The organism is Neobacillus sp. S1227 (genome assembly GCF_055385255.1).
The window spans coordinates 2114175-2140853 of record NZ_AP038276.1; the positions used below are offsets into that span (position 1 = coordinate 2114175).

Sequence of the window (26679 nt, forward strand, 5' to 3'; positions counted from 1 at the left end):
ATTACGAATGGAATAAAAGGTATGAAAAAAATCATAATTAACTCAAAATCATTAATGGATTTTATAATCAAATATCAACGATTTATATATCTGATATTTTCATCAAAGGCATAGATACTAGGGTAATTCTTCAATATTGGTGGTAATTTTATTTTTATAATTGTTAGAATATTAGAAATTGGCACATTAATTGCAATTTAACTGTAAGAAAATATAAAAGCAAAAAAGGAGGCACACAAATGATTCGACTAGGTGTTGACGTAGGGGGAACATTTACTGATTTAATTTTATTAGACGATCAAAAGGACCAATCGTGGGTTCACAAGGTTCCATCCACTCCTCATGATCCTTCTGAAGCAATTATCACAGGGGTAGAGGAAATATGTAAATTAGCGAATATAAGTCCGTCTGATATTGAACAATTTTTTCATGGAACAACCGTAGCTACAAACATTGTTTTGGAACATAATGGTGCAGATGTCGGGATGATCACGACAGAGGGATTTAGAGATATTCTACATATTGCCCGCCATAAACGACCATTAAATTTCTCATTGTACCAGGATTTACCTTGGCAAAAGTATCCGTTAGCAAAAAGACGTAATCGTTTGACGGTGCCTGAAAGAATTACAGCTGAGGGAACTGTGTTAACCCCATTAGACGAAGAAAAGACACGAGAGCAAGTTCGGTTATTAAAGGAGTCAAGAGTAAAAGCGATTGCCGTTTGTTTCCTGTTCTCATTCAAAAATCCTGTCCATGAGAAGCGTGTTAGGGAAATAATTTTGGAAGAATATCCTGAAGTATATCTCTCTATCAGTCATGAAATCCTACCGCAATACCGGGAGTACGAAAGATTCAGTACTGTGGCTCTGAATGCCTACATCGGTCCAAAAACAAGCAACTATATCAGAAATCTTGAATCTAACATCAAAGACTTAGGAATCAAAACAGATCTACATCTAATGCAATCCAATGGTGGTATCGCAACATCTGATGCAGCTGCTGAAAAACCTATTAATCTTCTATTATCTGGCCCGGTAGCTGGTTTGATAGGCGGCATTAAAGCAGCCCAAAATGCAGGTTTTGATAATGTTATTACTTTAGATATTGGCGGTACATCTGCCGATATTGGAGTGGCTCCAAACGGTGAAATGAGGATGAGGCACCTTCTTGATTCAAGAATTGGCCAATACAATGCTATGATTCCTATGGTGGATATTGACACGATCGGGGCTGGTGGCGGATCGATAGCTTATGTGGATCAAGGAGGTATTTTTAGAGTTGGTCCACAAAGTGCTGGTGCCGCACCAGGTCCAGCTTGCTATAACCGGGGAGGGACATTGCCTACGTCAACTGATGCCAATGTATTATTAGGCCGCATCCAGGAAAATAGTCTCCTTGGCGGCAGTATGGAAATTAGGCCGGAATTGGCTAAAAGGGCCTACGAGGAACATATTGCCACAAAATTAGGCATGACTTCGCTAGAAGCTGCAGCTGGCGCTTTGAAAATCATGACTCATAATATGGTGAATGCTATAGAAATGAATAGTGTCCGTAAAGGATATGATCCAAGAGAATTTGTGCTGGTGGCCGCCGGTGGTGCAGGACCTTTATTTGCTTGTGATATTGCAGATGAATTGAATATTCCTTATGTGGTGGTTCCTCCGTATCCAGGAATCACGGCGGCCATGGGTCTCTTGGCTACGGATATTTCTTATGAAAAAGTGTTTACTCTCTGGAAGAGCTTGACCTTCCCGGATGTCAAGGCTGTTTCTGAAGCTTTCGAAAATCTTGAAAGGGAAGCAATTGAGGACCTTAAAGCAGATGGATTAAACGATAACCAGATTGTCGTAAAACGTATCTGTGACTGCCGCTATGCAGGCCAAGGCTATGAGCTTCGTGTTGATGCGCCTGGAGGAGAAATTAACGAAGAATGGATCGATACCGTTATCCAAAGGTTCCATGAAACCCATGAAAGAGAGTATGCTAGCCAATTCCCTGATCAAGAGGTTGTGGTCATTAACATCCGAGTAGTTGGAATCGGATTGATCCAAAAAATTGGCGATAAGCCAGTAGAAAGTTCAAATCATAACATTTCGTCTTTACGCCAAGAAGCAGTCAAGCATACCGTCTATTTCTGGGTCGATGATAAGTTAAAGAAATTTGATACACCTTTCTATAATCGAAATGATATTTCGACTGGAACAAAACTGGCAGGGCCGGCCGTAATCCAACAAAAGGACAGTACCACAGTTCTGCCTCCAAAAACAATTGCCACATTTGATAGCTACGGAAATATTGTAATTGATATGCGTGAGAAGATTGCTTCGAAAGTTGAAAAATACGTTGCTAGCACAGTCTCTGTAGATTAAGAAAGGGGATGAAAAAAATGACCTTGATCACACAAAAAAAATCTTATGAGAAGATTGACCCGGTTACTTTAGGAGTCATTGCAGGTTCGTTTAATTCAATTGCCAAAGAAATGGCATTAGTACTCTATCGAATGGCTTATTCTAGCATTATTCGTGAATCAGAAGATTTGGGTGCCGGACTTTTCGATGCAAACGGCAATGAACTCTGTGAAAGTGATTCAACTCCTATGCATATAGGATCACTGCCTGGATATATAGAGGGTGTTAAGCATTTTTTAGGCGACGACATCCATGATGGAGATATCATTCTCCACAATAATCCATATTATGGAGCATCTCATACACCCGATTTAGCTATCATTATCCCTATTTTTTATGATAATAAGCTCGTTGCCTTTGCTGCCAACACTGGACATGTACTGGATGCGGGTGGAATGTCTCCAGGTTTGATGGTAGATGTGGTAGATGTATTTGCCGAAGGGAAGCATTATAACGCTGTAAAGCTGTATAGCAAAGGGAAGAAAAACGAAGATATATGGCGTCATATTTTTGAAAATGTAAGAACACCTAAAGAAAATAAAGGTGATGTGGAGGCGCTTATCGCCTCGGCCAGGCTTGGAAGGAAAAGATATTTAGAGCTAATTGAAAGATATGGTCTTGAGACGGTCCAAGCTACAGCCGAACGCTGGATGGATTATTCCGAGCAAATGCTGCGAAAAGAAATTGAAAAGATTCCTGATGGAGTCTATAAAGCTCCAACCGGGTGGCTAGATGATGATGGGCGCAATTACGGCGTTCCACTAAGAATTGAAACGAGTGTAAAAATTGAAGGGAGTGATTTGACCGTTGATTTAACGGGAAGCTCACTTCAGGTGGAAACAGCTTATAATGTACCTTTTTCCGGATCAACTTTGCCAGCGACATATACCATTGTTAGGGCTATTCTTTTGGATGAAGCTACCTCTGAAGTGTTTATTCCTCAAAACAGCGGTATCTTCAGGCCAATAAAAGTTGAGGCCCCATTAGGAAGTATTTGGAATCCTAAATTCCCAGCAGCTTGTACAGCACGGATTAACCAAGTTCAAAGATTGGCTGACCAAATCAATCTAGCGCTATCAGATGTATTGCCTCATAATACAACAGCGGGTAATTCTGCTCATGTGCATTTCAATTCGTATGCCGGCTTAAAGGCGGATACAGGTGAATACTGGGTGTACATTGAGGTAAATGAAGGTTCATATGGAGGACGTTATGGAAAAGATGGGTTAGATAGTGTTGACAATTTGATTGCCAATACAAGAAATAACCCAATTGAAGAACTGGAAATGCGTCTGCCCATGAGATGTAATCGTTACGAATTGCGTGAAGAAGGTGCAAGCGCTGGAACATGGCGTGGGGGTATCGGAATCGTGAGAACATGGGAGTTTACGGAGGGAGGATTGTTTACAGGTGAAGGCGATCGACATTATGATCCCCCAAAAGGAGTAAAAGGAGGAAAAGACGGATTGCCTGGTTCATTAAAACTAAATCCGAATACCGACCGCGAAAATAATCTTCATGCTAAATTAACCAATTTTAAAGTAAATTCCGGGGATATCCTGGAAATAAAAACACCATGCGCTGGTGGATATGGAAATCCTCTGGAAAGGGATATCGAGCAGGTATTGGAAGATGTGCTCGATGGGTATATAACAATAGAAAAAGCCTATGAGGAATATGGGGTTGTCATAACTGAAAATAGAACCATCGACAAAGATAAAACGGTAGAATTGAGACTCTCATTAAGTGCTGCTAAGTAACCAAATGTAGAAAAATGTTAACATTTAAGAAGGGACAACACATCTTTTTCAGGATTGTTGTCCCTTAATGTTAATATGAAAGTATATAAGATTTGTGATATTGAAGAAGTTCCCAAATTCAAATGATCAGTATAGATGTACAGCGTTTTTTAAATATTTAATATATCACTCTTAATCTATTTTTCCCTGACAATCAAGGCAGAAATCCAGCCTTCGATCCCGTTTGCGGTTTCAACCTTTAGCCACTTAATTCCTTTGGAATCTACTTGTTCTTCGTTCAAAAAGCGGATGATTTCTCCATTTGTTATCGTGTATAGACGTGGAGCGGTTAGTCGGGGGGCTTTCCGAATATTTCCGCCGTCCTCATATATCTTATTTAAAATTAATTCTTTTTTCTCAGATGAAGCTTCGGATACTTGTACGTGCACATGATCTTGGTTTAGCCATGCTTCAGCTTTCTTCCAACTTTGTGAATACCACTCGTTTTGATTGTTGGTGATTGCTACAGTAAGCACAATCACTAATGTTGTAGCAGCATAAAAGGTCCATTTTTTAATCCTCCTCTTATTCCTTTTACGTTTCGTGAAAAGCTGGATGATTTTATTGAAAAAGCCTTCGAAGTAGGCAAGCATTCCTTCAATGATATCAATCCAAACAGGTATGTCAGAATTTCCAGCTTTTCTCCGGCTTCTTTGCATCGTGCAAATGAATGCCATGAACGGATAAGAAATGAGATAAAGCATTTTTTTCAACAAACGAGCCGTCAAGTTTAAGAAGGGGGGGAGAATATACAACAAAATTAGCCTTAGGAAATGAAGTAGCAAAAAGAGAGCCAAAAAAATACGCAACCATTCAGTCAGGGCAGAAATAGGTGACCAAATCCAAAACAGCTGTTTAAAAATTGATTCCACAATCGCTAATCTCCTTTATTTAGATAGGATTGAAGTTCTTTCCTTGGACCGACGATCTGTCTATTTTTATTGCTGTTTTCCAGATTGACAGGGAGGTAAGGGAACAGTTTTTTTAGCTTGGCCAATCTTTGTTCTGCTTCAAACTGGTCAATAGAGTGATCGTTGATCAAGTTTAAAAGTTGTTTGTTTACCTCGTATTTAAAGGCCTGATTTTGGCTAAACTCCGATTCTACTAACCGCTTTGCCATTTCATTCTTTTCTCCCAGCTTCCCGGCAGTGACAAAATCACCCTCTTGAAGGGCTTCTTTAATTGAGGCCGAAATGCGCCGCGCTTCCTCCAAGTCCAATGACTCTTGATAAGCAGATAATTCTGCATTCCGGTCTAAATCTGCAATTGCCACATCATGGTGCTGGTCCCGAATACCATGCCGGATCAAAACTCTAACATTTCGAACCACAATGCCAGCTTCTCTTAATACCTTGACCAATCTTGATGTTTGAAAAAATTCCTCAATATGTCTGGCAAAACTCAGTTCCTCCTCGATAGGATAAAATCTTGCTTCCGACTCCACCCAGAAGGGCAGGTTATTGTTGAAAATCTGGCCAATTTCCCCTGCATTTTGTTGTACTAACAATTCAGGGTGTTCAACGGCAATATCGATAGATATATTGACCGAAAAGCTTCTCCCTCTTGTGGCCGAGGGAACTTCCTCATTGTAGGTGAAGGTTTGCTGCTGCATATTGACGGTATAAACTCTTTTATACTTGCCAATCCGCAATTCACTGCGTGTCAAGCGCTCTCCATTTTTTACTGCATAGTATTCGTTGTCGTTATTCGCATAAACAAAGGCATAAGCCATAGACGACGCCGGAGGTTTTTCCAAAAAACTAAATTTCACATCTTTTACACCTTCAATAAATTGCATAGTTCCATTCCCTCCTGGTTAAGGTCACTTATACTTGTCTACATTCTATGCAGTAAATCAGCAGAAAAGCCCCCAAATCTTTGTTATAGGAAAAAGGTATCTCATACCTTTCTATAGCTCAGGTTTCAAGTAATTAATTGGTCATAAAACTTCCACAAGTTTTGAAAAAACACCATAACCCTTTTCCTCATTAAACACTAAATAATTAGAGAAGGATTGTATAAGTAGAAAGGACTATGGTTAATATGGCAAAATACCGAATGATAGCTTCTCTGCCAGAAAACTATTTAAAGATCAACCACTGAATGTTAAATTTTAAATATAGTTTTTGTGATAAAGTGGATGGCTGAATTAAAGTGTAATTGGATGGTATTGAATTATAATCAATATATTATAATTTTAAAGTGGAAATACTAATAAGACTAATAAAATAGTATTTTTGTGATTGAAGTACAAAAATTAAATAAATTGAATTTTATTTCTAAGAGGTGTTACATGAAAATTTTAATTACCTTGGTAATCGTTGTCATCATAATCGCAATTATTTCAACATTATTTATAGCCGGAAAGGCTGACGAAAATTATAGTAGTTCCACCAAAAGAAACACAACCAATTTGACCTTGATTTATGCAATTTCTATTCCATTAATTTTAATAGCTCTTGGAATATTTATTGTGTTTTTTACCTAATCAAAATGCCTATTGTCGTATGACGATAGGTTTTTTTAAAAAAAAGATTTTTCCTGTAAATAAGAAGAATAATAAGACCATTAATAATCACTAAATAAGGAATGTTGAATATGGATTGGAAACCAGATCGAAACGCCAAAAAAGCAATTTATAAGCAGCTTGCAGAATTTATCGAAAATGGAATTGCAGATGGTACTTTTCCTCCTGATAAACCACTACCTTCCGAAAGAAATTTAGCTAAAGAACTTAATGTAAACAGAAGTACAGTGGTTGCTGCATATGACGAATTGGAATCAATTGGACTCATTCAAAGAAATAGGGGAAGCGGGACAACAATAAGTAAAGATATTTGGGGAATTACCAAGAAGCGTATACCGAGCTGGAACAGGTATGTCGAGGCAGGCTCGTTTTTACCAAATCAACCTGTCATACAAAGGATTCGAAAAGAAGCAGTAGAACATAAGTTGATTAATCTTGCAAGCGGGGAGCTGTCGGAAGATCTTTTACCTTTGAAATTCTTACGTGAGATTACCTCAACTAGATCATTTATTGGAAGCTTAGGATACGATCATCCACGGGGGAACGAGGTATTAAGGGGTACCATTACAAAGCATGTCAAGCTGTTTCGTAAAATTGAAACAAATCCATCTTCTATTTTAATTACATCTGGAGCACAACAAGCGTTGCACTTGGTTGTTCAATGTCTGTTAAAACCAGGAGATGCTGTTGCTTTAGAGGACCCCTCTTACAATTACAATCTTCCAATATTTAAAACTGCAGGAATTAAACCGTATTTTTTACCAGTAGGCAAGGATGGTATTGAACCGGATGATTTGCTGACATTATATAAAAAACACCGAATCAGAATGATATTTTTGAATCCGGCTTATCAAAACCCTACAGGGACACTGCTTAGTGAAACGAAGAGGAAAGCTATTTTAGAAATATCTTCTGAATACGGAATTCCCGTAGTCGAGGATGATCCATATAGTTTAACATCTTTTACAGGAGCAGAAGTCTCAACTTTAAAATCGATGGATATCAATGGAAATGTATTATATATAAGCTCTTTATCAAAAATCGTCGCCTCCGGCTTAAGGATTGGCTGGATTATTGGACCAAGACCGGTTATTGAAAGATTATCCGATGCGAAACAACAAATTGACTTCGGGCATGCAAGTTATACTCAATGGATCGCCAATGATTTTCTAGAATCGGAAAATTTCAATTCGCATATCAAAGGATTGGTAAAGGAATTAGAGAAACGAAGGAATCAAATTGTCATCAGCCTAAATTATTTTTTAGGGGATCAAGTGGAATTTTTCATCCCTCAAGGAGGAATTCATCTATGGTGCAGGGTTAAAAAAGACTATAATGAAATGCAATTGTTGGAGGACTCAATCAAAAGAGGGGTCATTTTTGTCCCAGGTTCAACGATGGGATCTAAAAAGGGATTCGTCCGTTTTACTTTTGCAAGGGAAGATGAAGAATCCATACATGAAGGAATCAAAAGGTTTGCTGAGGCACTTAATTTCCTTTAATGACAACTACTTTGTTGAAAATTTTAAGATTCTTACTCTATTAATTCTTAACATAAGTACTTGAGGTAAACCAGATATTTATCAAGGAGATGATATGAAATGACATGGACGGCTGTTGTTATTATAGTGATTGGTGTAACTTTCAAATTATTAATGAGTCCCCCAAGTGCTGTTGTAGGTTGGGTTGTAAGCAAATTTGCACTACATCCACAACTTGATTTAAATAATATTACTATCACATTTAATGGTAAGTACCTGGAAGAGGTGGAGAAAATTAGCTTGATAAATTATTTTAATGAGGCTAACTTTTTAAAAAAATATCCAATATTTCCAGGCAATGAGAAATTGTTTCTACATCCAGAGACTAATGTTATTCCGTTTATTATAAACGTAAAAAGGAAGAAAAAAGAGGTAAATCTCTTCTTATATTGTTACAATGATCGCGTTGATGTAGTAAAGCAATGGAAGAAGAAAGTTGCTTCCTACAGTCTTAGTTCTGAGCATCTCCAAAAGTTTACTATTTCAAATAGTATAGATGCATAAAAGAAACGGATTATATTTCTTTCAATCAATTGTATATTACTACCAAAAACCGTTATTTATTGTGGAAAACGGTCTTTTATTCATTTTTTAATACTTTATAAGAGGGCTACTGAGGTAGCTCTTTTATATTGGTGACGACTGATTGTGAAGTGGTGTATAGAAAAGAATCGGACCACAACATTTTATACAGAACTAAAATGTTGTGGTCTTTGGAAATGGGATTTAATTTAGTTTTTTAGTGGTCTTTATTAATACACAGTTCATACTTATGCTGTTTTGTTTACACTTTTTTCGCCTTTTTCTTCTGTAATATTTTCTATATATCGAGCAATAAATGAACCTATAAGTAAGGACCAAACCGGTGCGCTGATATTTAGAATTGTAGTGCCAGATAAACTAATAATAAAGGCAAATACAGTGCTAGTTTTTATTGAATGCTTCGAGAAAGCCTGATATAAACTATTTCCGAACACATTTAGTAAAGAAAATCCAACAATTATGGAAATAAACTCTTTCGGCAAGGCTTGAATAAGTGGAACCAATTTCCAGGAAAATAATCCGTAAACTAAAAGAATAGCACCGGCTATTACAGCCCCCATATATCTTTTTTCCTTTGGTCCTGCTTCTTTATCTGAACAGATTGCAGTTGCCATACCTGCGATATTTGCTGATTGACCTCCAAAAAAGCTAGTTATTACTGAAAATAGCCCGCTAAAGGAGATAATTTTATTTATAGGAGCCCGATAATCATTTTGTTCCAATGCGCCAATAGCAACCGCTATATCATTACTTAGAATTAGAAGAGTAAGAGGGATCGCGATCGAAAGGAAACTAGATGTATTAAAGTCAGGAAACTGAATGTTAGGCATAAACGCTGCTGAAGTACCTTCAATGCTATTCAATGGATAGAACAGGTTCAATACAATAAACCCGATAACAATTGCGGAAATAACAGGTGGAAACTTAAGTTTCCATCTCAAAAAAATTAAAAAGGTGATTAAAGAGATAAATCCAACAATAAATAGAGTGTTTATAGAAACAATAAAATTCACCATATAGTGGGTTATCATTCCTGCCAGCATGGCAGAAATAATTTCTTTAGGCACTAACTTAATAAATTTTGAGAAAAAACCAAGAAATCCAATGATGACCATTAGTAATGCTGAAATTAAATAGGCCCCAATTAATTCATGAAAGGTAAACTGAGATGTCATCGTTGCTAAAAATGCTACACCTGTAAGTGTATGGCCTCCAACAATTGGTATCTTACTATACAAAGGGAGAATAATTCCGAATAACCCACCAAAAACGTAAACTGCAAATATCCATAAAATCGACTGTGTTGTATTGAAGTTTCCGTTTGAAGATGCTTCCAATATAAGAGCAGTCGGACCTGTTATGACGAATATTCCCGCAACCATACCTGCCGAAATATTTTTATGATTTAAGTCTTTAAAGATAATAGATTCCCCCTATTCCATATATAATCTGTGTTCTCCCCTCTTTTGGCTTATACAATATTTACCTTTTGGCATTCTGCACAAGTAGATCCATTGTATACTAATCTAATTTTATAAAGAGTTATCAGTTTTTACATCATCCAATCATCAACTTTTATTACCATCCATTTACATTTTTATAAAAAGTTCCTATATCAGGAATGCATTCTATCTTTTTTTAGGAATGGATGGTTAAAAAAGAGTATAAGTGGATGATTAAAAAAATTTTAATTCCTTTATTATTGAATTGTGTATTTGAAGTAAACAACATGTTCTATTAATATTTAAGGTTATTGTGTGAATGTGTTCACAAAATTTCATCTTTAATAGTCTATTTAATTTTTCAAATGTTGATAAATTTAATACTAAATTGATTGTGGGGAATGGTTATGAACGAGATCATTCAAATAAAAAATCGTAAGGCATTGGATAACATGAAGCCTTATATACCAGGTAAACCATTATGGGAAGTGGAAAAAGAATTAGGGTTAAAAAGGGTAATAAAACTAGCATCTAATGAGAACCCTCTCGGACCATCACCTAAAGCCATTAAAGCAATCTCTGGTGGTCTTTCAGAGCTTAATCGTTATCCGGATGCACATGCCAATGAGTTAAAGAAGGCGATCGCATCTAGTCTAGAATTGTCCACTGAGAATTTAATTATTACAAACGGTGCGGATGAATTAATTACATTAATTTCAGAGACCTATCTTGAACCTGAAGATGAGATCATCGTCCCTTCCCCATCGTTTAGTGAATATGATTTCGGCGCACATTTAATGGGGGCAAAAGTAATACCTGTTTGTCTTGATCAAGGGTACCAATTTGATATTGATACAATTTTATCGGCAGTTACGGATCAAACTAAATTAATTTATATCTGTTCTCCAAATAATCCAACAGGTACTTATTTAAAAAAATCAATGTTAGAAGAGTTGCTGTTTTCACTGCCAAAACATATCCTAGTAGTTTTTGATAGTGCCTATAGTCATTTCGCGACTAATAAAGATTATACAGATGGACTGGAATATGTTCGTTCTGGCTATCCCATTATTGTTTTACAAACTTTTTCTAAGATTTATGGGATTGCAGGTGTAAGGGTAGGCTTTGGTGCAGCACCAGAATCCATTATCCAAAGTATTCTTCATGTTAAAGAACCGTTTAATGTCAATAGTCTAGCACAGATTGCAGCCGCCGCCGCTATAACGGACCTGGAACATGTAGAAAGATCAAAGCAGGCAAATACCGTAGGCCGTGAACAATTATACAAAGCCTTAACTGAACTTGGATTACATTATACTGAGAGCATGAGCAATTTTATTCTAGTTGAATTGGGCTCATATGCAGAAGAAATCTACCAACAGCTTCTAGCACATGGAGTAATTGTCCGTTACGGCGATACATGGGGATTGCCGGATCATATCCGAATATCGGTTGGTACACCTGAAGAGAATACAATATTAATAGAAGCAATTAGTTCCATACTCTTAAAATTAAGGTTAGCTAACTTTAAAGGAGAGATAAAATGAACGAACTCGCAAAGAAGCTAAATGATGATTTAATTAAATATAATTCCAATGTATATGATTTATTATCTAATTTGGGCAAGAAGCTATACTATCCAAAAGGAATCTTAAGCCAAAGTGCTGAAGCAAGCAAAAAAGCTACTCGTTTTAATGCAACAATAGGAATTGCTACTGAAAAGAATGTCCCAATGCATTTTGAACATATACAGGAATCATTACAAGGTTATTCCCCAGAGGATATTTACCCGTACGCCCCGCCTTCCGGAAAATTAGAATTGCGTTTGGGTTGGAAGGAGAAATTACTTCGGGAAAATCAATCCCTAGAGGATAAAAGTTTTGGACTACCTATTGTAACCAATGCCTTGACCCATGGTTTGAGTCTTGCAGCGGATCTATTTGTTGATGAGAATGACACCATTATCCTGCCGGATAAATATTGGGGAAACTATCAAACTATTTTTCATGTTCGAAGGGGAGGCCTTCTTAAGACATTTAAGCTTTTTGACGAATACGAAAAATTCAATGTTTCTGCGTTCAGAGAATGTTTAATGGCACAACAGGATGCAGGTAAGGCAATTGTTATCCTGAACTTTCCGAATAACCCTACAGGATACACCCCTGGTGAAGAGGAAGTTAACGGAATTATTTCAGTGGTTAAGGAAGCGGCAGAATCGGGTATTAAAGTAGCTGTTATTCTTGATGATGCCTATTTCGGGCTTTTCTACGAAGATTCGGTAAAAGAATCTTTATTTGGGAAATTAGCTGGACTGCATCCAAAAATATTGCCTATCAAGGTAGATGGGGCAACAAAAGAAAATTATGTGTGGGGCCTAAGAGTTGGATTTATCACCTTTGCCTCTGAAAATCCAGAAATTTTAGAAATACTTGAACAGAAAACAAAAGGTCTAATCCGTGGGACGATTTCTAGTAGTTCCCACCTATCTCAGACAATTATTTTACATTCATTGCAATCTAAAGAATTTGAAATAGAAAAACGTGAAAAGTTTGAAGTCATGAAGAAAAGAGCAACAAAGGTAAAAGAGATTGTCAGCCAGGAAAGGTACAAGAGAGTTTGGAGATTTTATCCATTTAACTCTGGGTATTTTATGTGTTTAAAGCTATTAAATGTTAATGCTGAAAAACTGAGACATCATTTGTTGGACGAATATGGAGTAGGCACTATAGCCATTAACGCAACTGACTTAAGAATCGCTTTTTCTTGTGTTGAAAAAGAGGATTTGGAAGAACTTTTTGAATTGATCTATATAGGAATAAACGAACTATTAAAAAGGGAGTAAAAAGTAATGTCTAAAGCTCCAAAACACTTGATGGGTTAGGGTTAGGAAAGAATGTTTCAAGAGAACACTTTCATCATCTATTTCAACACTGATTCACTTTAATTTGCAGATGAGAAAGGGTGAGAAATGAATTGGTAAACCAATTTGAAACTCCGTTATTTACTGCTTTAAAAAATCATGCAGAAAAAAATCCAATCCAATTCCACATTCCCGGCCATAAAAAAGGGAATGGGATGGATCCTGAGTTTAGAGAATTTATTGGTGAAAATGCACTTTCAATCGATTTAATCAACATTGGACCACTTGATGATTTACATCTTCCAAAAGGAATCATCAAACAGTCACAAGAGTTGGCTGCAAAAGCATTCGGTGCGGATTATACCTTTTTCTCTGTTCAAGGTACGAGCGGGGCCATAATGGCCATGATTATGTCTGTTTGCGCACCGGGTGATAAAATTCTGGTACCGCGAAACGTTCATAAATCAATCATGAGTGCGATCGTTTTTTCAGGTGCAGTTCCTATTTTTATTCATCCGGAAGTAGATTCGAAGTTTGGTGTCTCTCATGGGATTACACCAGATTCCATTGAAAGTGCATTAGTTTTACACCCGGATACAAAAGCTGTTCTTGTTATCAATCCAACCTATTATGGAATCTCTGGGGATTTAAGAAAAATTGTCAACATTGCACATTCTAGAAACATTCCGGTTCTTGTAGATGAGGCCCATGGAGCGCATATTAATTTCCATAAGGAACTGCCGTTATCTGCCATGGAGGCAGGGGCTGACATGGCTGCAACAAGTGTGCACAAATTAGGCAGTTCCCTTACTCAGAGCTCCATTCTAAATTTACGGGGAAAACTTGTTTCACCCAAACGGGTACAATCGGTTCTGAGTATGTTGACGACAACCTCGACCTCTTATTTATTACTGGCATCATTAGATGTGGCCAGAAAATCATTAGCTACAGAAGGACAAGCACTGCTGACGGACACGATTCGAAAAGCAGAAGAAACACGTTCGAAAATTAATGAAATTCCTCACCTTTATTGTATGGGGCGTGAAATTCTAGAATCAAGCGCTGCAGTCGCGATGGATCCTACCAAGCTTTTAATATCTGTAAAAGAGTTAGGGATTACAGGATATGATGTTGAAAAATGGCTGCGAAATCGATTTAATATTGAAGTCGAACTGTCCGATCTGTACAACATCCTTTGTATTGTAACACCTGGAGATACTCAGGTAGATTTACACACACTTATAAAAGCATTAACTGTATTGTCACAGGAATATAAAGTTCAAGCGGACATGAATATAAACAGTTCTGTCTTGTTACCTGAAATTCCTTCGTTGGCTTTAACACCACGGGATGCTTTTTACGCTGAAACGGAAGTGATTCCATTTGAACAGTCTGTTGGAAGAATCATTGCAGAGTTTGTAATGGTTTATCCTCCTGGTATCCCAATTTTTATACCGGGTGAAATAATAACGGAAGATAATTTAGTATACACAAGAAAAAATATCGAAGCCGGTCTTCCTGTTCAAGGTGCAGAGGATGAACAATTAAACACACTTCGAGTTATCAAAGAATATTTACCATTTAAATAAAAAATCAATGAGGCGGAGAAGTAGATGAACTTTACAAAATTAATAGATGCAGTTTTGTTACCCGGAGATATGCAAGACCGGATGTATTTTTAGTTTGCCTAATTTGCTGCTGTTCTATATCGGGTCATTAATTTCCCAGTTTAATAAATTGCTGAAACTTTAAATAAGGAGAGTAGACGATCCCGCTGTAGTCTACTCTCCTTATTTAGGTTGTCCTATGGACTGGAAAAAGCATAGCTAAAAATCAAAAATTAGATGCTGTCAAAGGAATTGTTGAGTTTTGGGACGATAATGAATGTAGTTTTACTAACTTGAGTGTAAAGCAACAGTTGTTGTTAGATGATTCTTAATATTGGCTAAATGCCATTATTAATCTTAATTACATAGAAAGGTATATCCATTATTATCAGAAATATAATTAAAAGTAGAATTTATCATTATGACCTGCTCAAAAAGTCTTAAACAAGGGGGGCTGAATAATGGAAAAGTTAACTCCATGGAAGGTAGGAACTCTCGGTCTGCAGCATGTATTGGCCATGTATGCTGGGGCCGTGATTGTTCCCCTTATTGTAGGACCTGCGGTAGGCATGAACGCGGAGCAATTGGCATTCCTTATTTCCATTGACTTGTTCACCTGCGGAATTGCCTCATTACTTCAGGTTGTTGGAGGAAAGTATTTTGGAATCAAGCTTCCAGTTATATTGGGGTGTACTTTTACTGCTGTTGGACCGATGATTGCAATTGGAAAACTTCAGGGCATAACCGCTATTTATGGTGCCATCATCGTCTCCGGGATTGTTGTCATGATACTTGCTCAAATTATGAGTAAAGTAATGAGGTATTTTCCCCCTGTCGTAACGGGATCTGTTGTAACGATCATTGGGATATCACTCATTCCGGTAGCGATGAACAACGTTGCCGGAGGAGTAGGGGCACCGGATTTTGGGAATATAAGAAATTTATTGCTGGCGGCATTGACGCTCGTCCTGATTATAGTATTTAACCGCTACTTTACAGGCTTCATGAGAGCCGTTTCTGTACTAATCTCTATGATTATAGGTACTCTTGTAGCGATGAGCATGGGGATGGTAACTTTCTCATCAGTTTACCAGGCTTCATGGTTTCACATGGTGCAGCCCTTTTACTTCGGGGTTCCCACTTTTCATGTAACGGCAATCTTAACTATGATTCTTGTTGCCATTGTAAGCATGATTGAATCAACAGGTGTATTTTTGGCTTTGGGGGATGTCTGTGAAAAGAAATTGGAATCTACTGACATCAAAAAAGGATTGAGGGCAGAAGGATTGGCTAGTTTGATTGGAGGAATTTCTAACGCTTTTCCTTACACTACATTTTCTCAAAATGTGGGATTGGTTGCCCTTACGAGAATAAAAACACGCAATGTAGTCATTGCCGCTGGTGTGATCCTGATGATATTAGGTTTGGTACCAAAAGTGTCAGCGCTTACAATGATCATACCAAATCCAGTTCTTGGAGGAGCAATGATTGCGATGTTCGGTATGGTTATTTCTTCTGGTGCCAAAATGCTTTCCCGCGTCGATTTCCATAAAAATGAAAATCTCCTGATTATCGCCGTTTCGGTAGGAATTGGTCTGGGAGCCTCCGTAGTCCCTGATGCATTTGCAAAAATGCCCGAAGGATTGCGTTTGCTTTTTCAAAACGGTATTGTAATCGGAAGTTTTACCGCTATTGTGCTCAACTTATTTTTAAATAAAAGGGAAGACCAAAAGAATAATGATATATTAGAAGATCTCAAATCGGATCATTCGGCAGAATCAAGTATTTGATCATAGATAAACCCGAAGGATCACTGTTCGGTTTAGTGACGTAATGGGGATAAAAATGAATCATAAAATATCCTTATTATCTATAAAATTGTAGGAAGAGGTTTCTATTAATATATCTATCTGTTAAAAAATGAATCGAAGGGTGTTGTTCAATGAGTCTCAAAGACATAAGCACCTCAGTGCCCAAGAAGGACCATAGTGGTAAAGTGTCCGGTCAGCTGGCATATATTAGCGACGTGAAAGTGGAAAATATGGTTTATGGTGTTTTGGTTCGTTCGCCCATTGCTTATGGAAAAATTAAATCCATTCAATTGCCCAATTTTCCTGAAGGGTATGAAGCGATTGGGGCAGAGCAGATTCCCGGTCCGAATGTTGTCAAAATCATCCAAGAAGACCAGCCCATTTTTGCTAATGAGTGGGTTAATTATATTGGGGAACCGATACTTATGCTCGTGGGAAAGGATCTGGAAATCCTGTACCGTTTGTTAAATGAAGTGAAAATTGATTTTGAAGAGCAGCAGGCTATCTACACATTGGATGATGCGATCCGACTAAAATCTGCACCCGGGGTTACAATGGCAAGTTATGAATTTGGGGAAAGCTTAGAGGTCATTTCTGCGATTGAGCAGGTAGCCCACAAAATCATTGAAGAAGAATATGCCACAGGTTATCAGGAACATGTGTACCTGGAGCCGCAAGGAATGCTAGGTATCTATAAGGATGATGAAATTGTCGTCCAGGGCTCGATGCAATGCCTTTATTATATAAAAAATGCGTTGATAAGTGCTTTAGCCTGCGGCGATGATGAAGTCAGAGTGGTTCAAAGCCCTACCGGCGGAGGTTTTGGCGGCAAAGAAGAATTTCCTTCGATGATGGCGTGTCACGTAGCCGTTGCGGCAAATGCCGTCAAGAAATCGGTGATGCTGGTGTTCGACCGCTCTGAAGATATGGTGGTAACGACGAAAAGGCATCCTGCCAAATTCAAGTACCGAACAGCTATTGATGAAAAAGGAAATATTTTAAGCATGTGTGTGGACGTTTTTCTTGATGGCGGAGCGAATGCAGGATTGAGTTCAGTCGTCCTGCAACGCGCATTATTAAACAGTGCAGGTGTTTATAAAATTCCACATTTTCATGCAAAAGGATACGTCCTAAAGACCCATACCGTTCCAAATGGGGCTTTCAGAGGCTTTGGTGCTCCACAAAGTTTTGCTGGAATTGAAAGTCATATGGGACATCTTAGTAAACTGGCAAATATTGAATCACTTGAATATAAACGAAAGTACCTCGTCAAACAAGGAGACCCCACCATTACCAAAGGACAATTCCGAGACCCAATCCTTATGGAAGACATGATTGAGGATTTGCTTAATGCATCGGATTTTAAAAAGAAAAAAGAGGAGTTTCAGCGTTTCAATCAACATAATCTACGCTATAAAAAAGGAATCGGAACTTCGCTGTTTCTCCACGGCTGCGGTTTTACAGGCAGCGGCGAAAGAGATCATATTAAAGCAACAGTAAAGTTGGTTAAATCAATGGATGACAAGGTATTACTAAAAATCTCAAATTCTGATATGGGACAAGGAATTTATACGACACTGAGTAAAATTGTCGCTAAGGCACTCGACCTTCCATATGACAGAGTTTTGTATCCTGCTCCTGATACAAAAGAGGTTCCGGACTCGGGTCCGACTGTAGCCTCACGGACTACCATGATTGTCGGGAAATTGCTTGAACGTGCCGCAAAAAAACTAAAGGCGCAGTGGCAAACCGGGGTGGAGCAGGAAGTAGTGGAGCATTATGTTCACCGTGAAATGATTCCGTGGGACGAGAAGACCTTTACAGGAGATGCCTACCCGGCTTATTCCTGGGGCGTTAATATTGTTGAGGTCGAAGTGGATACGTTAACAGGCAATGTTAAGCTGGAAAAAGTATACGGCAATTATGAAGTGGGTAAGGTCATCGATGACAGGATTATGAAAGGCCAGATTGACGGCGGCTTGGCTCAAGGATTAGCGTACGGTTATTTAGAAAAGATGACGTCAAAGGAAGGCAGAATCCAACAAAAAAGCATTTCGGATTATGGACCTCCGACTTCAATGGACGTGGTTTCAATCGAAAGCAAGGTCTTTGATAATCCTTATGCGGATGGTCCATACGGGGCGAAGGGTGCAGGAGAATTGACGTTAATCGGCGGGGCTCCAGCCGTTCAAGCGGCGATCGAGGATGCACTGCAAACGTCTTTTCAGCAAATTCCCATTACACCGGAAGTCATAATCGAAAGTCTATGAATGAGAGCAGGTGAACAAGGTTGATAAAATTTTCGCTTAATGGAAGATTAGTAGAAACGGATGCCCCTCCCACAGCAAGATTACTAGATTTTATACGAGATGAGTTTGCGTTAATCGGAACAAAGGAAGGCTGCGGTGAAGGAGAATGTGGAGCCTGCAGCGTGTTTGTCAATAATCTTCTGCAAAACAGCTGCCTGATTCCTATTGGTTCGATTGATGGAGCTGAAATTGTCACGATAGAAGGAATCATGGAATCGGAACAATTTAAAATTTTGGATGAGAGCTATTCCAATGCTGGAGGAGTGCAATGCGGTTACTGCATTCCTGGGATGGTCATGGCTAGTGCCGCTTTATTATCCAAAAACCCTCATCCTACGGAGGCTGAAATTCGGGAGGGAATTTCCGGAAACCTGTGCCGGTGTACCGGCTACAATATGATTGTGGATGCGATTAACTTAGCAGCGAAAAAAGGGGACGGCTTATGGCAGAAAAAATAACCGCATATCGCTTCGATCGTTTAGACCAAACGTTGAGCCAATTGAATAATGAAAACTGTTCCATTATTGCTGGAGGCACCGATGTCATGGTCCTGCACAAAAGTCGAAGGGGAGTGCCTCCGAAAATCTCGAACCCGGTTATTTTTATTGATCATCTATCTGAACTAAAGCGGGTATATCAAAATCAAAAGGATCTCCATATCGGTGCCTGCTGTACCTATAGTGAATTACTTGAGGAACCGCTAATCCCTCTTCCCTTAAAGAACGCAATCAAAACGATCGCAGCACCGGCGATCCGAAACAGAGGGACATTGGGAGGGAATATTTGTAATGCTTCTCCGGCTGGAGACACACTGCCATTATTATATGTTTATAACGCCAAGCTTTTGCTGCGGTCCGTTAATGGTGATCGGGTGATACCCATTAGCGATTTTATTCAAGGCGTAAGAAGGGTTGGGCGTCAACATAATGAAATCTTGGCTGAAGTTATCTTGCCGTCCGTATTAGAAGAAGGCTCGCATGTTGTGTTTGAGAAGGTCGGCAACCGCAACGCAGATGCCATTGCCAAAGTAGGGTTTGCAGGACTTATCCGGATCGATGCTGCCCAAATCGAGGATGTCCGCGTTGCATTTGGCGCGGTCGGGCCTACAATGGTTCGTTCTATTGATATTGAGAAGAAGCTGCTTGGAAAAACCATACCATTAGCAGATTCAGACATTGCTGAGGTTGTAGCAGCCTTCGATAAAATCATTCGGCCAATCGACGACCACCGCTCGACTGCTGTATATAGAAAAAAAGTAGCTTTAAATCTATTACGTTATTTTCTTAGCAGGAAGCAATTTCAACCGAATTAATGTGATTGGCTGCGTTAGACTTGTTCACCCTGTTGTAACGTTTTAGTTTAACGCAGCAATTTTAAATATGCTGCTTTTGTAAATGTATTCAGCACTTATATTTGCGAAATCACCCGTTTAATTGCGATTATACGAGTGTTATTTGCGATTTTTAATATTTATTGAATCATATTATCTACACTCATTAGAAAAGGTCCTAAAAAAGGGGGGAGCTACTCATACTATTAATGGAAAAAGTGGCCATGCTGAACCGTCAAAACGAAGCCTTTGCACTTGCTATGATAATTGAATCAAAGGGCTCGACTCCCAGGCATGTTGGAAAAATGATAGTATACCGTGATGGTTCGATTGAAGGTACTGTCGGAGGGGGACTGGCCGAACACTACATTATCGAGGAGAGTGTAAAGGCGCTCGAAAAGGGTCAATCAAAAATCGTTGAATACAAATTGAATAGACATGCAAAAGATGGAATTCAAATGAGCTGCGGCGGGACGTTGCGGGTGTTTATTGAAATATATAAAAATAGGCCTGAGCTCATTTTAGCGGGGGCAGGTCATTTGGCGCATGCGCTGGCAACACTCGCTGACTTCCTTGAAATTCCGTACAGCGTAGTCGATGACCGGGTTGGTTATGCTACAAAGGAACGCTTTCCCAATGCAACCAACATTTTTGTGAATGAGGATATTGGAGAGGCATTGCGCGCGGCCAACCCAACTGAAAAGTCTTATGTCGTGATTGTGACCAAAGATGGTGATGATATTGTTTTAAAAACAGCTCTGGAATATTCGATTGCCTATGTTGGCATGGTTGCCAGCAAGCGTAAGACCATCACCATACTTCAAAAACTAAAAAATGAAGGGGTCACAGAAGACCTTTTGGAACAGGTCCATTCTCCAATCGGATTGGATATTAGCTCGGAAACAACACAAGAAATTGCCATCAGTATTATCGGGGAAATTATCAAAGTAAGCAAGGAGGCGAAGCCTAATAAAGTGAAACAATTAAATAGATAATGCAATTTTACGAGTTTTGTTTGCGAATCTTTATTAGCAACAATCTTTTCAAAAAAGTAACCGCCGTCAACCGACGGCGGTTACTTTTTTGAAACTTACTTGCTTGTTAATTGAGCTTGCTTAAGCTCAACCGCTTTAAGGTCGAAGCGGTCTGCATTCATCACTTTGACCCAGGCAGCAATAAAGTCAGTCACAAACTTTTCCTTGTTATCATCTTGAGCATATACTTCTGCAATGGCACGTAGAACGGAGTTTGAACCAAACACTAGGTCCACTCGAGTTGCTGTACGCACTACTTCACCTGTTTTACGATCACGTCCTTCATAGACGTTGGCTCCTACAGGCTTCCACTGCACTCCCATATCAAGCAAGTTAACAAAGAAGTCATTCGTGAGTTGACCTACACGATCAGTGAATACACCGTGCTGTGTGCCGCCGTGGTTTGTACCCAGAACACGTAAACCGCCGATAAGAACAGTCATTTCTGGTGCAGTAAGGTTTAGTAGTTGTGCCTTGTCTACTAGAAGCTCTTCTGGGCTTACAGTAAAATGTCCCTTCTGATAGTTGCGGAAACCATCAGCGATAGGCTCTAGTACTGCAAAGCTTTCTACATCCGTTTGCTCTTGTGTGGCATCGCCGCGTCCTGGAGCAAAAGGAACCGTAACATCAAAACCTGCATCTTGTGCCGCTTTTTCGATCGCGGCACTACCGCCTAATACAATCAAATCGGCCAAGCTGACTGGCTTATCTAACTCCTTTTGAATGCCTTCTAATACTTGTAGTACTTGTGCTAGTTGTTCCGGTTGATTCACTTCCCAATCCTTCTGTGGAGCAAGACGGATTCGTGCACCGTTTGCACCGCCGCGATGATCTGAGCCACGGTAGGTACTAGCAGAGGCCCAAGCAGTTGTTACTAGCTTGCTGATTGTAAGTCCTGAGTCTAAGATTTTTGCTTTAATCTCAGCTACATCTGCGTCTGTTAATTCATAATTACCAGCTGGTACAGGATCTTGCCAGATAAGCTCTTCTTCTGGAACTTCCGGGCCTAGATATCTTGTAACAGGACCCATGTCACGGTGTGTCAGTTTGAACCATGCACGAGCAAATGCATCTGCAAATTCTTGTGGATTCTCATGGAATCGACGAGAAATTTTTTCGTATATTGGATCATAACGCAATGCCATATCCGAAGTGAACATCACTGTCGGAACACGTTTTGATTGATCCTCTGCATCCGGAGCAAGATCTTCCTCGGCAGGATCCACAGCAAGCCACTGATAAGCACCTGCAGGACTCTTTGTAAGCCACCATTGATATTTAAACAAAAGATCAAAGTAACCATTATCCCACTGTGTTGGATTAGCTGTCCAAGAACCTTCAAGACCGCTGGTGATGGTGTCACGGCCTTTACCGCTGCCGTATGTACTTAACCAGCCCAAGCCTTGTGCTTCAATAGGTGCAGCCTCTGGCTCTGGACCAACATGAGAGGCATCTCCTGCACCGTGTGCCTTACCAAAAGTATGACCGCCAGCAATTAGTGCTACTGTTTCTTCATCATTCATTCCCATACGTGCAAAGGTTTCACGAATGTCCTTGGCACTTGCAAGCGGATCTGGTTTGCCGTTTGGACCTTCTGGGTTAACATAGATAAGCCCCATTTGAACGGCAGCAAGTGGATTCTCAAGTTCACGGTCACCTGTGTAACGATTATCACCTAGCCATTCCTTTTCATTACCCCAATAGATGTCTTCTTCAGGATGCCAAATGTCTTCGCGGCCGCCTCCAAATCCAAATGTCTTGCCGCCCATTGATTCAATCGCTACATTACCGGCTAGAATCATCAAGTCGCCCCAAGAAATCTTGTTCCCATACTTCTGTTTAATAGGCCATAGAAGACGGCGTGCCTTATCAAGGTTACCGTTGTCTGGCCAGCTGTTTAGTGGAGCAAATCGCTGGTTGCCAGTACCGCCGCCGCCGCGGCCGTCACCAGTACGATAAGAACCTGCAGAGTGCCAAGCCATTCGGATAAAGAATGGACCATAATTTCCATAGTCAGCAGGCCACCAATCTTGACTGTCTGTCATTAGAGTCTGAAGATCCTGCTTAAGAGCAGCATAGTCTAATTTATTAAATTCCTCTGCATAATGAAAATCTTCTCCCATAGGATTAGATTTTCTGTCATGCTGATGGAGAATATTTAGATTTAACGCATTTGGCCACCAATCTCGAGTTGACGTACCACTTGATTTGACACTTGTTGCACCGCCGTGAAACGGGCATCCCCCGATGTTTCCATGGTCTTTAGCATCCATATTATTTATCTCTCCTTTTGGATAAGTTTAAAATTATTATAATTATATTTTTATATTAAAACCATAATTATAATAATTATTATATAGTTATTATAGTAAATTATTAAATAAAAAGAAAGCAAAATGATAAAATTAATTGAAAGAAAATTTTGAAACAAAATTAGTCACGGAGGAAAAATATATTTTAGCAACAATTAAATCTATCTTAATTTTTCAAAAGGAGTGCTAAATACTGAAGATTCATAGGTAATGTAAGTAAAAGCTAAGTTTGATTTGTGAAATTCATGACAAAAAGGAAAGAAATAGTTGAGAAATACTAAAATCATGATCCAGGGCATCCAGATTATTATGTTAGCTGTTCTAAAAAAGTAGTATTTTCGTAGAGGAGAATGATAATAATAATTGTAAATGAGAATGTAAAAGTGCACTTAGAAGAATTATGACAGTGATAATGCATTTAATAAAAGGGTTATAAGAAGTTAAATATTTTCCTATATTACCATTATAATGAAATGGAATGACATTAGGCAAGTCAAAGCATAGAAAAAACACCGATTGATCGGTGCTTTTCATGATTATATTGTTGCTTTTGCTTCTTTTGCCATGTTGTTCTTTACAAACACGACTGCCACCAAAATAATCGCCATAGCAATCGGAATCACTAAATGAAGGGATTCTGGAATTAAGATGTGGAACTTTTCTAATCCTTTGTCTTCAACCATCATTTTACCTGCAGCATAGGTTAATAATCCCGCACCAGCATAAACGATGATTGGAAATTTCTACATTAAGTTCGTTAATAATTTGCTTCCAAAAATAAAGATTGGGATCGATATGGCAATTCCAACAGCAATTGGCAGGATTCCTTCTGCAACGCTTGATAACGCGATAACATTATCAATAGACATGGCAAAATCAGCAATCGCAATCGTTTTGATCGCACCCCAAACTTTATCTGATTGTTTGATATTCGGGTCATCTTCTGTATATTTTTTGAACATCTATGATATTGGTATTTCATATCTTTTTGAATTTAGGCAGAAAACTTTATGAACTAAATATGCAAAAATTTTACCGTTTTTTTATTAGCCTTAATAAATAGGACAAACGATTAAACTAAAAATAACCAGCAATAGCTGGGTTATTCCTGATTAGATGATGTTAATTTCCAAAAAACTAAATGTACAGCCTTGTTATAACTACTTATTTGTTTCCTTTTATTTCGTCTTTATCCGGATAGTCATAACGTTTATGGTTAGAATCACCTTCGCCTTTTTCATTAGACTTTTGTCCGCCTAATTTTACATTCGGGTATATCTTTGTATTTTCATCCATTTTTTTATCACCTCCAAATCTTTATTCTGTTCAAATACCAAACATTTATGTTTAACAAGTCTGTAAGTGCTAAGATTCCGCATAACCTTGAATCATGGAACAATTTCAAAAACACTACCCTGGTTAAAATCAGTTACTTTCATCGAGCTATTAACCCCTAAATATAGTCTGCTTTGGTTAAGATTCGTTCCCAAACTAACATAGTAGGCAGATTGAGACCCAAAATTATAATCCGTTTCTATAACACTATAATCATTTAGTCTACCATCTGTTCTTACCCTGGTATAAGCTAAAACGCCTCTAACCGGAGGTTTAGTTTCTTCATTTCTGGCTAGGTCGGTAAACACAAGTCTTCCCGTTAAATTGGGGATTGCATTCCCCGTATAGGCTTGAATTCCTGTAAGGGCAGTTCCTCCAAACTTATCGGGGCGCGGATCTTTATGATAATAACTAGTTAGGGGCGGAAGACGCTTCACTGAAGTGGTTAAAGCTTCATTGTAATAAGCAATTGTTTTCTCATCTAAAGTTGGATTTCCTGAGCAACTGCGAATAATCGAAGTAGGAAAAGCACCTTCCCACCCTCGCCAGCCAAGGTTAATCAATCCTTCTTGGTCAAGTTCGATGTTTCTTAAGGAAGCTTGAATAAGCTGTGTAACCGGTATTGGTTTATAATGAGCGAATGAAAAAACGGATTCTGCAAAATCCTGTCCGACATTTCCAACATATTTAATATATTGATTGTAAAACCTTTGAAATGAAATGCCTGGGATATTGCGAACTCCTTTGGCAATAACCGTAAGGGTTTGCTGAATAGGTATAGGGAGTTCATTAAAGCGTGTGACTACAGGTGGATTATCGATAAATGTATTCTTAGCTACATCAATTTCTATTATTTTTCCGGCTATTTCCATATCATCCTGGCTTAAATTAAAAGGATCATAGCCTGCACCGCCATCTCCGGTTGTTAAAATAAGTTTCCCCGTTTCAGGAGAAAAATTTAAGCTATTGACACCATTATGATTGAAAAATGGTCTTCTTAAGTTGAGTAATGTCCTTCGTTTTTGAGGCTGTCCATTCGATTGTAAAACCCATTCTTCCACGGTATCGATATGATCATATTGAGTCTCTCTATTTAACCACCTTAGGTTTAAGGTACCGGGGTCACACGGGTTAGGCTTAAATTGTTGAGAAAGAGCACCCGGACCCTGTGTTCCAGCTACTGAATAATGAAGATAAAACAGACTGTTATAATAAAAATTGGGATGAAATGCCAGCCCTATCAATCCCCGTTCATCATAGCCGCCTCGAGAAACACCTGGTTCAGAAGTTCCAAGCTTTATAATTTGCGGGCGTATATCTAAAAAGGTCCGTAAACTACCGTTTCCAATGTAAAAGATCTCTCCTACCTGGGTTGCGATAAATAATCTTTCCGTTGAGTCGCCTGGAAGTATAGCTGTTTTCAAGACAGTGGGTAAATTTATCTTACTAACAATGGGCAGTAAATTAACCTTTACTTTTTTCACCTAACTATACACTCCTTCTCCTGTGTTTCTTTTATAAAAATATGATTAGAACTGGTCTATTAGTACCTAATTAGGGCTGACCAAAAAAGGCAGAGACTACCGCCTTTTTTTGCCCGATATTGGAATTTTTTTCTGGACATGAATATTCTATATTACGCTTCAAGACAAAAGTTTCGAAAGGGTGATATTGTTGGCAAAAAAATCAAACAACAACAAAAAGCAGAACAATGCAGCATCTAAAAATAGCAATAATAAAAATAATAATTCGAAAAAATCAAACCAAAAGAATAAGAAAAAATAAATGAAAAATGCTTTAATTTTATATAAAATATCT

Annotated in this window: 21 protein-coding genes; 13 read left to right on the forward strand and 8 right to left on the reverse strand. The window is 38.7% G+C overall.

The window, feature by feature from the left end:
• The first annotated feature begins 239 nt into the window (after positions 1-239).
• Positions 240-2372 carry a hydantoinase/oxoprolinase family protein gene (locus ACZ5AE_RS10880; RefSeq protein ID WP_464572138.1) on the forward strand — a complete coding sequence of 711 codons (2133 nt, stop codon included), beginning with the start codon at positions 240-242 and terminating at the stop codon, positions 2370-2372.
• Between the two features lie 17 nt (positions 2373-2389).
• Positions 2390-4171 (forward strand): hydantoinase B/oxoprolinase family protein, encoded by a 1782-nt coding sequence (locus ACZ5AE_RS10885; RefSeq protein WP_464572140.1) that lies wholly within the window; start codon positions 2390-2392, stop codon positions 4169-4171.
• A gap of 176 nt (positions 4172-4347) precedes the next feature.
• Here ACZ5AE_RS10885 and ACZ5AE_RS10890 read toward each other — a convergent pair whose 3' ends face one another.
• Together ACZ5AE_RS10890 and ACZ5AE_RS10895 are read right to left on the reverse strand one after the other, a co-directional pair.
• Positions 4348-4887 carry an SH3 domain-containing protein gene (locus ACZ5AE_RS10890; RefSeq protein ID WP_464572142.1) on the reverse strand — a complete coding sequence of 180 codons (540 nt, stop codon included), beginning with the start codon at positions 4885-4887 and terminating at the stop codon, positions 4348-4350.
• A gap of 200 nt (positions 4888-5087) precedes the next feature.
• On the reverse strand, positions 5088-6008 hold the full coding sequence (locus tag ACZ5AE_RS10895) for a hypothetical protein (protein ID WP_464572144.1): 921 nt from the start codon (positions 6006-6008) through the stop codon (positions 5088-5090).
• A gap of 495 nt (positions 6009-6503) precedes the next feature.
• On the opposite strand from ACZ5AE_RS10895, the gene ACZ5AE_RS10900 reads away from it, so the two are divergent.
• The 3 genes from ACZ5AE_RS10900 (at position 6504) to ACZ5AE_RS10910 (ending at position 8782) form a co-directional block, all read left to right on the forward strand.
• Positions 6504-6698 (forward strand): hypothetical protein, encoded by a 195-nt coding sequence (locus tag ACZ5AE_RS10900; RefSeq protein ID WP_464572146.1) that lies wholly within the window; start codon positions 6504-6506, stop codon positions 6696-6698.
• Between the two features lie 110 nt (positions 6699-6808).
• Entirely contained in the window at positions 6809-8239 is a 1431-nt protein-coding gene (locus ACZ5AE_RS10905; protein WP_464572148.1) for an aminotransferase-like domain-containing protein, read from the forward strand.
• 99 nt (positions 8240-8338) lie between these two features.
• Positions 8339-8782 (forward strand): YfmQ family protein, encoded by a 444-nt coding sequence (locus ACZ5AE_RS10910; protein WP_464572150.1) that lies wholly within the window; start codon positions 8339-8341, stop codon positions 8780-8782.
• A gap of 266 nt (positions 8783-9048) precedes the next feature.
• On the opposite strand, the gene ACZ5AE_RS10915 is transcribed toward ACZ5AE_RS10910, so the two are convergent.
• Positions 9049-10245: a benzoate/H(+) symporter BenE family transporter gene (locus ACZ5AE_RS10915; protein ID WP_464573596.1), complete on the reverse strand. Its 1197-nt coding sequence runs from the start codon at positions 10243-10245 to the stop codon at positions 9049-9051.
• Positions 10246-10670: 425 nt separating this feature from the next.
• On the opposite strand from ACZ5AE_RS10915, the gene hisC reads away from it, so the two are divergent.
• From hisC to ACZ5AE_RS10955, 8 genes are all read left to right on the forward strand, one after another.
• Entirely contained in the window at positions 10671-11810 is a 1140-nt protein-coding gene (gene hisC, locus ACZ5AE_RS10920) for a histidinol-phosphate transaminase (protein ID WP_464572152.1), read from the forward strand.
• Positions 11807-13105: an aminotransferase class I/II-fold pyridoxal phosphate-dependent enzyme gene (locus ACZ5AE_RS10925; RefSeq protein ID WP_464572154.1), complete on the forward strand. Its 1299-nt coding sequence runs from the start codon at positions 11807-11809 to the stop codon at positions 13103-13105. Before hisC ends, ACZ5AE_RS10925 begins: the two co-directional genes overlap by 4 nt.
• A 131-nt stretch (positions 13106-13236) precedes the next feature.
• Positions 13237-14712 carry an aminotransferase class I/II-fold pyridoxal phosphate-dependent enzyme gene (locus ACZ5AE_RS10930; protein WP_464572156.1) on the forward strand — a complete coding sequence of 492 codons (1476 nt, stop codon included), beginning with the start codon at positions 13237-13239 and terminating at the stop codon, positions 14710-14712.
• 479 nt (positions 14713-15191) lie between these two features.
• On the forward strand, positions 15192-16520 hold the full coding sequence (locus ACZ5AE_RS10935; RefSeq protein ID WP_464572158.1) for a nucleobase:cation symporter-2 family protein: 1329 nt from the start codon (positions 15192-15194) through the stop codon (positions 16518-16520).
• Between the two features lie 152 nt (positions 16521-16672).
• Positions 16673-18811, forward strand: a complete 2139-nt coding sequence (locus tag ACZ5AE_RS10940; protein WP_464572160.1) for a xanthine dehydrogenase family protein molybdopterin-binding subunit — start codon at positions 16673-16675, stop codon at positions 18809-18811.
• A 20-nt stretch (positions 18812-18831) separates the two neighbouring features.
• Complete coding sequence (locus ACZ5AE_RS10945; protein WP_464572162.1) at positions 18832-19308, forward strand: (2Fe-2S)-binding protein; 477 nt, start codon at positions 18832-18834, stop codon at positions 19306-19308.
• Positions 19293-20162, forward strand: a complete 870-nt coding sequence (locus tag ACZ5AE_RS10950; RefSeq protein ID WP_464572164.1) for an FAD binding domain-containing protein — start codon at positions 19293-19295, stop codon at positions 20160-20162. The genes ACZ5AE_RS10945 and ACZ5AE_RS10950 overlap by 16 nt, the downstream gene beginning before the upstream one ends.
• 227 nt (positions 20163-20389) lie before the next feature.
• Entirely contained in the window at positions 20390-21175 is a 786-nt protein-coding gene (locus ACZ5AE_RS10955; RefSeq protein ID WP_464572166.1) for an XdhC family protein, read from the forward strand.
• Positions 21176-21270: 95 nt separating this feature from the next.
• Here ACZ5AE_RS10955 and katG read toward each other — a convergent pair whose 3' ends face one another.
• From katG to ACZ5AE_RS10980, 5 genes are all read right to left on the reverse strand, one after another.
• Positions 21271-23487 carry a catalase/peroxidase HPI gene (gene katG, locus ACZ5AE_RS10960; protein ID WP_464572168.1) on the reverse strand — a complete coding sequence of 739 codons (2217 nt, stop codon included), beginning with the start codon at positions 23485-23487 and terminating at the stop codon, positions 21271-21273.
• A gap of 575 nt (positions 23488-24062) precedes the next feature.
• Positions 24063-24212: a hypothetical protein gene (locus ACZ5AE_RS10965; RefSeq protein WP_464572170.1), complete on the reverse strand. Its 150-nt coding sequence runs from the start codon at positions 24210-24212 to the stop codon at positions 24063-24065.
• A 57-nt stretch (positions 24213-24269) separates the two neighbouring features.
• The gene (locus tag ACZ5AE_RS10970; protein WP_464572172.1) at positions 24270-24488 is read right to left on the reverse strand and encodes a TerC family protein; all 219 of its coding nucleotides are present in this window, start codon (positions 24486-24488) and stop codon (positions 24270-24272) included.
• A 202-nt stretch (positions 24489-24690) separates the two neighbouring features.
• The gene (locus ACZ5AE_RS10975; RefSeq protein ID WP_464572174.1) at positions 24691-24822 is read right to left on the reverse strand and encodes a hypothetical protein; all 132 of its coding nucleotides are present in this window, start codon (positions 24820-24822) and stop codon (positions 24691-24693) included.
• Between the two features lie 92 nt (positions 24823-24914).
• A complete protein-coding gene (locus ACZ5AE_RS10980; protein ID WP_464572176.1) occupies positions 24915-26345 on the reverse strand; it encodes a PQQ-dependent sugar dehydrogenase in 1431 nt (476 codons plus the stop codon).
• Positions 26346-26679 lie beyond the last annotated feature (334 nt).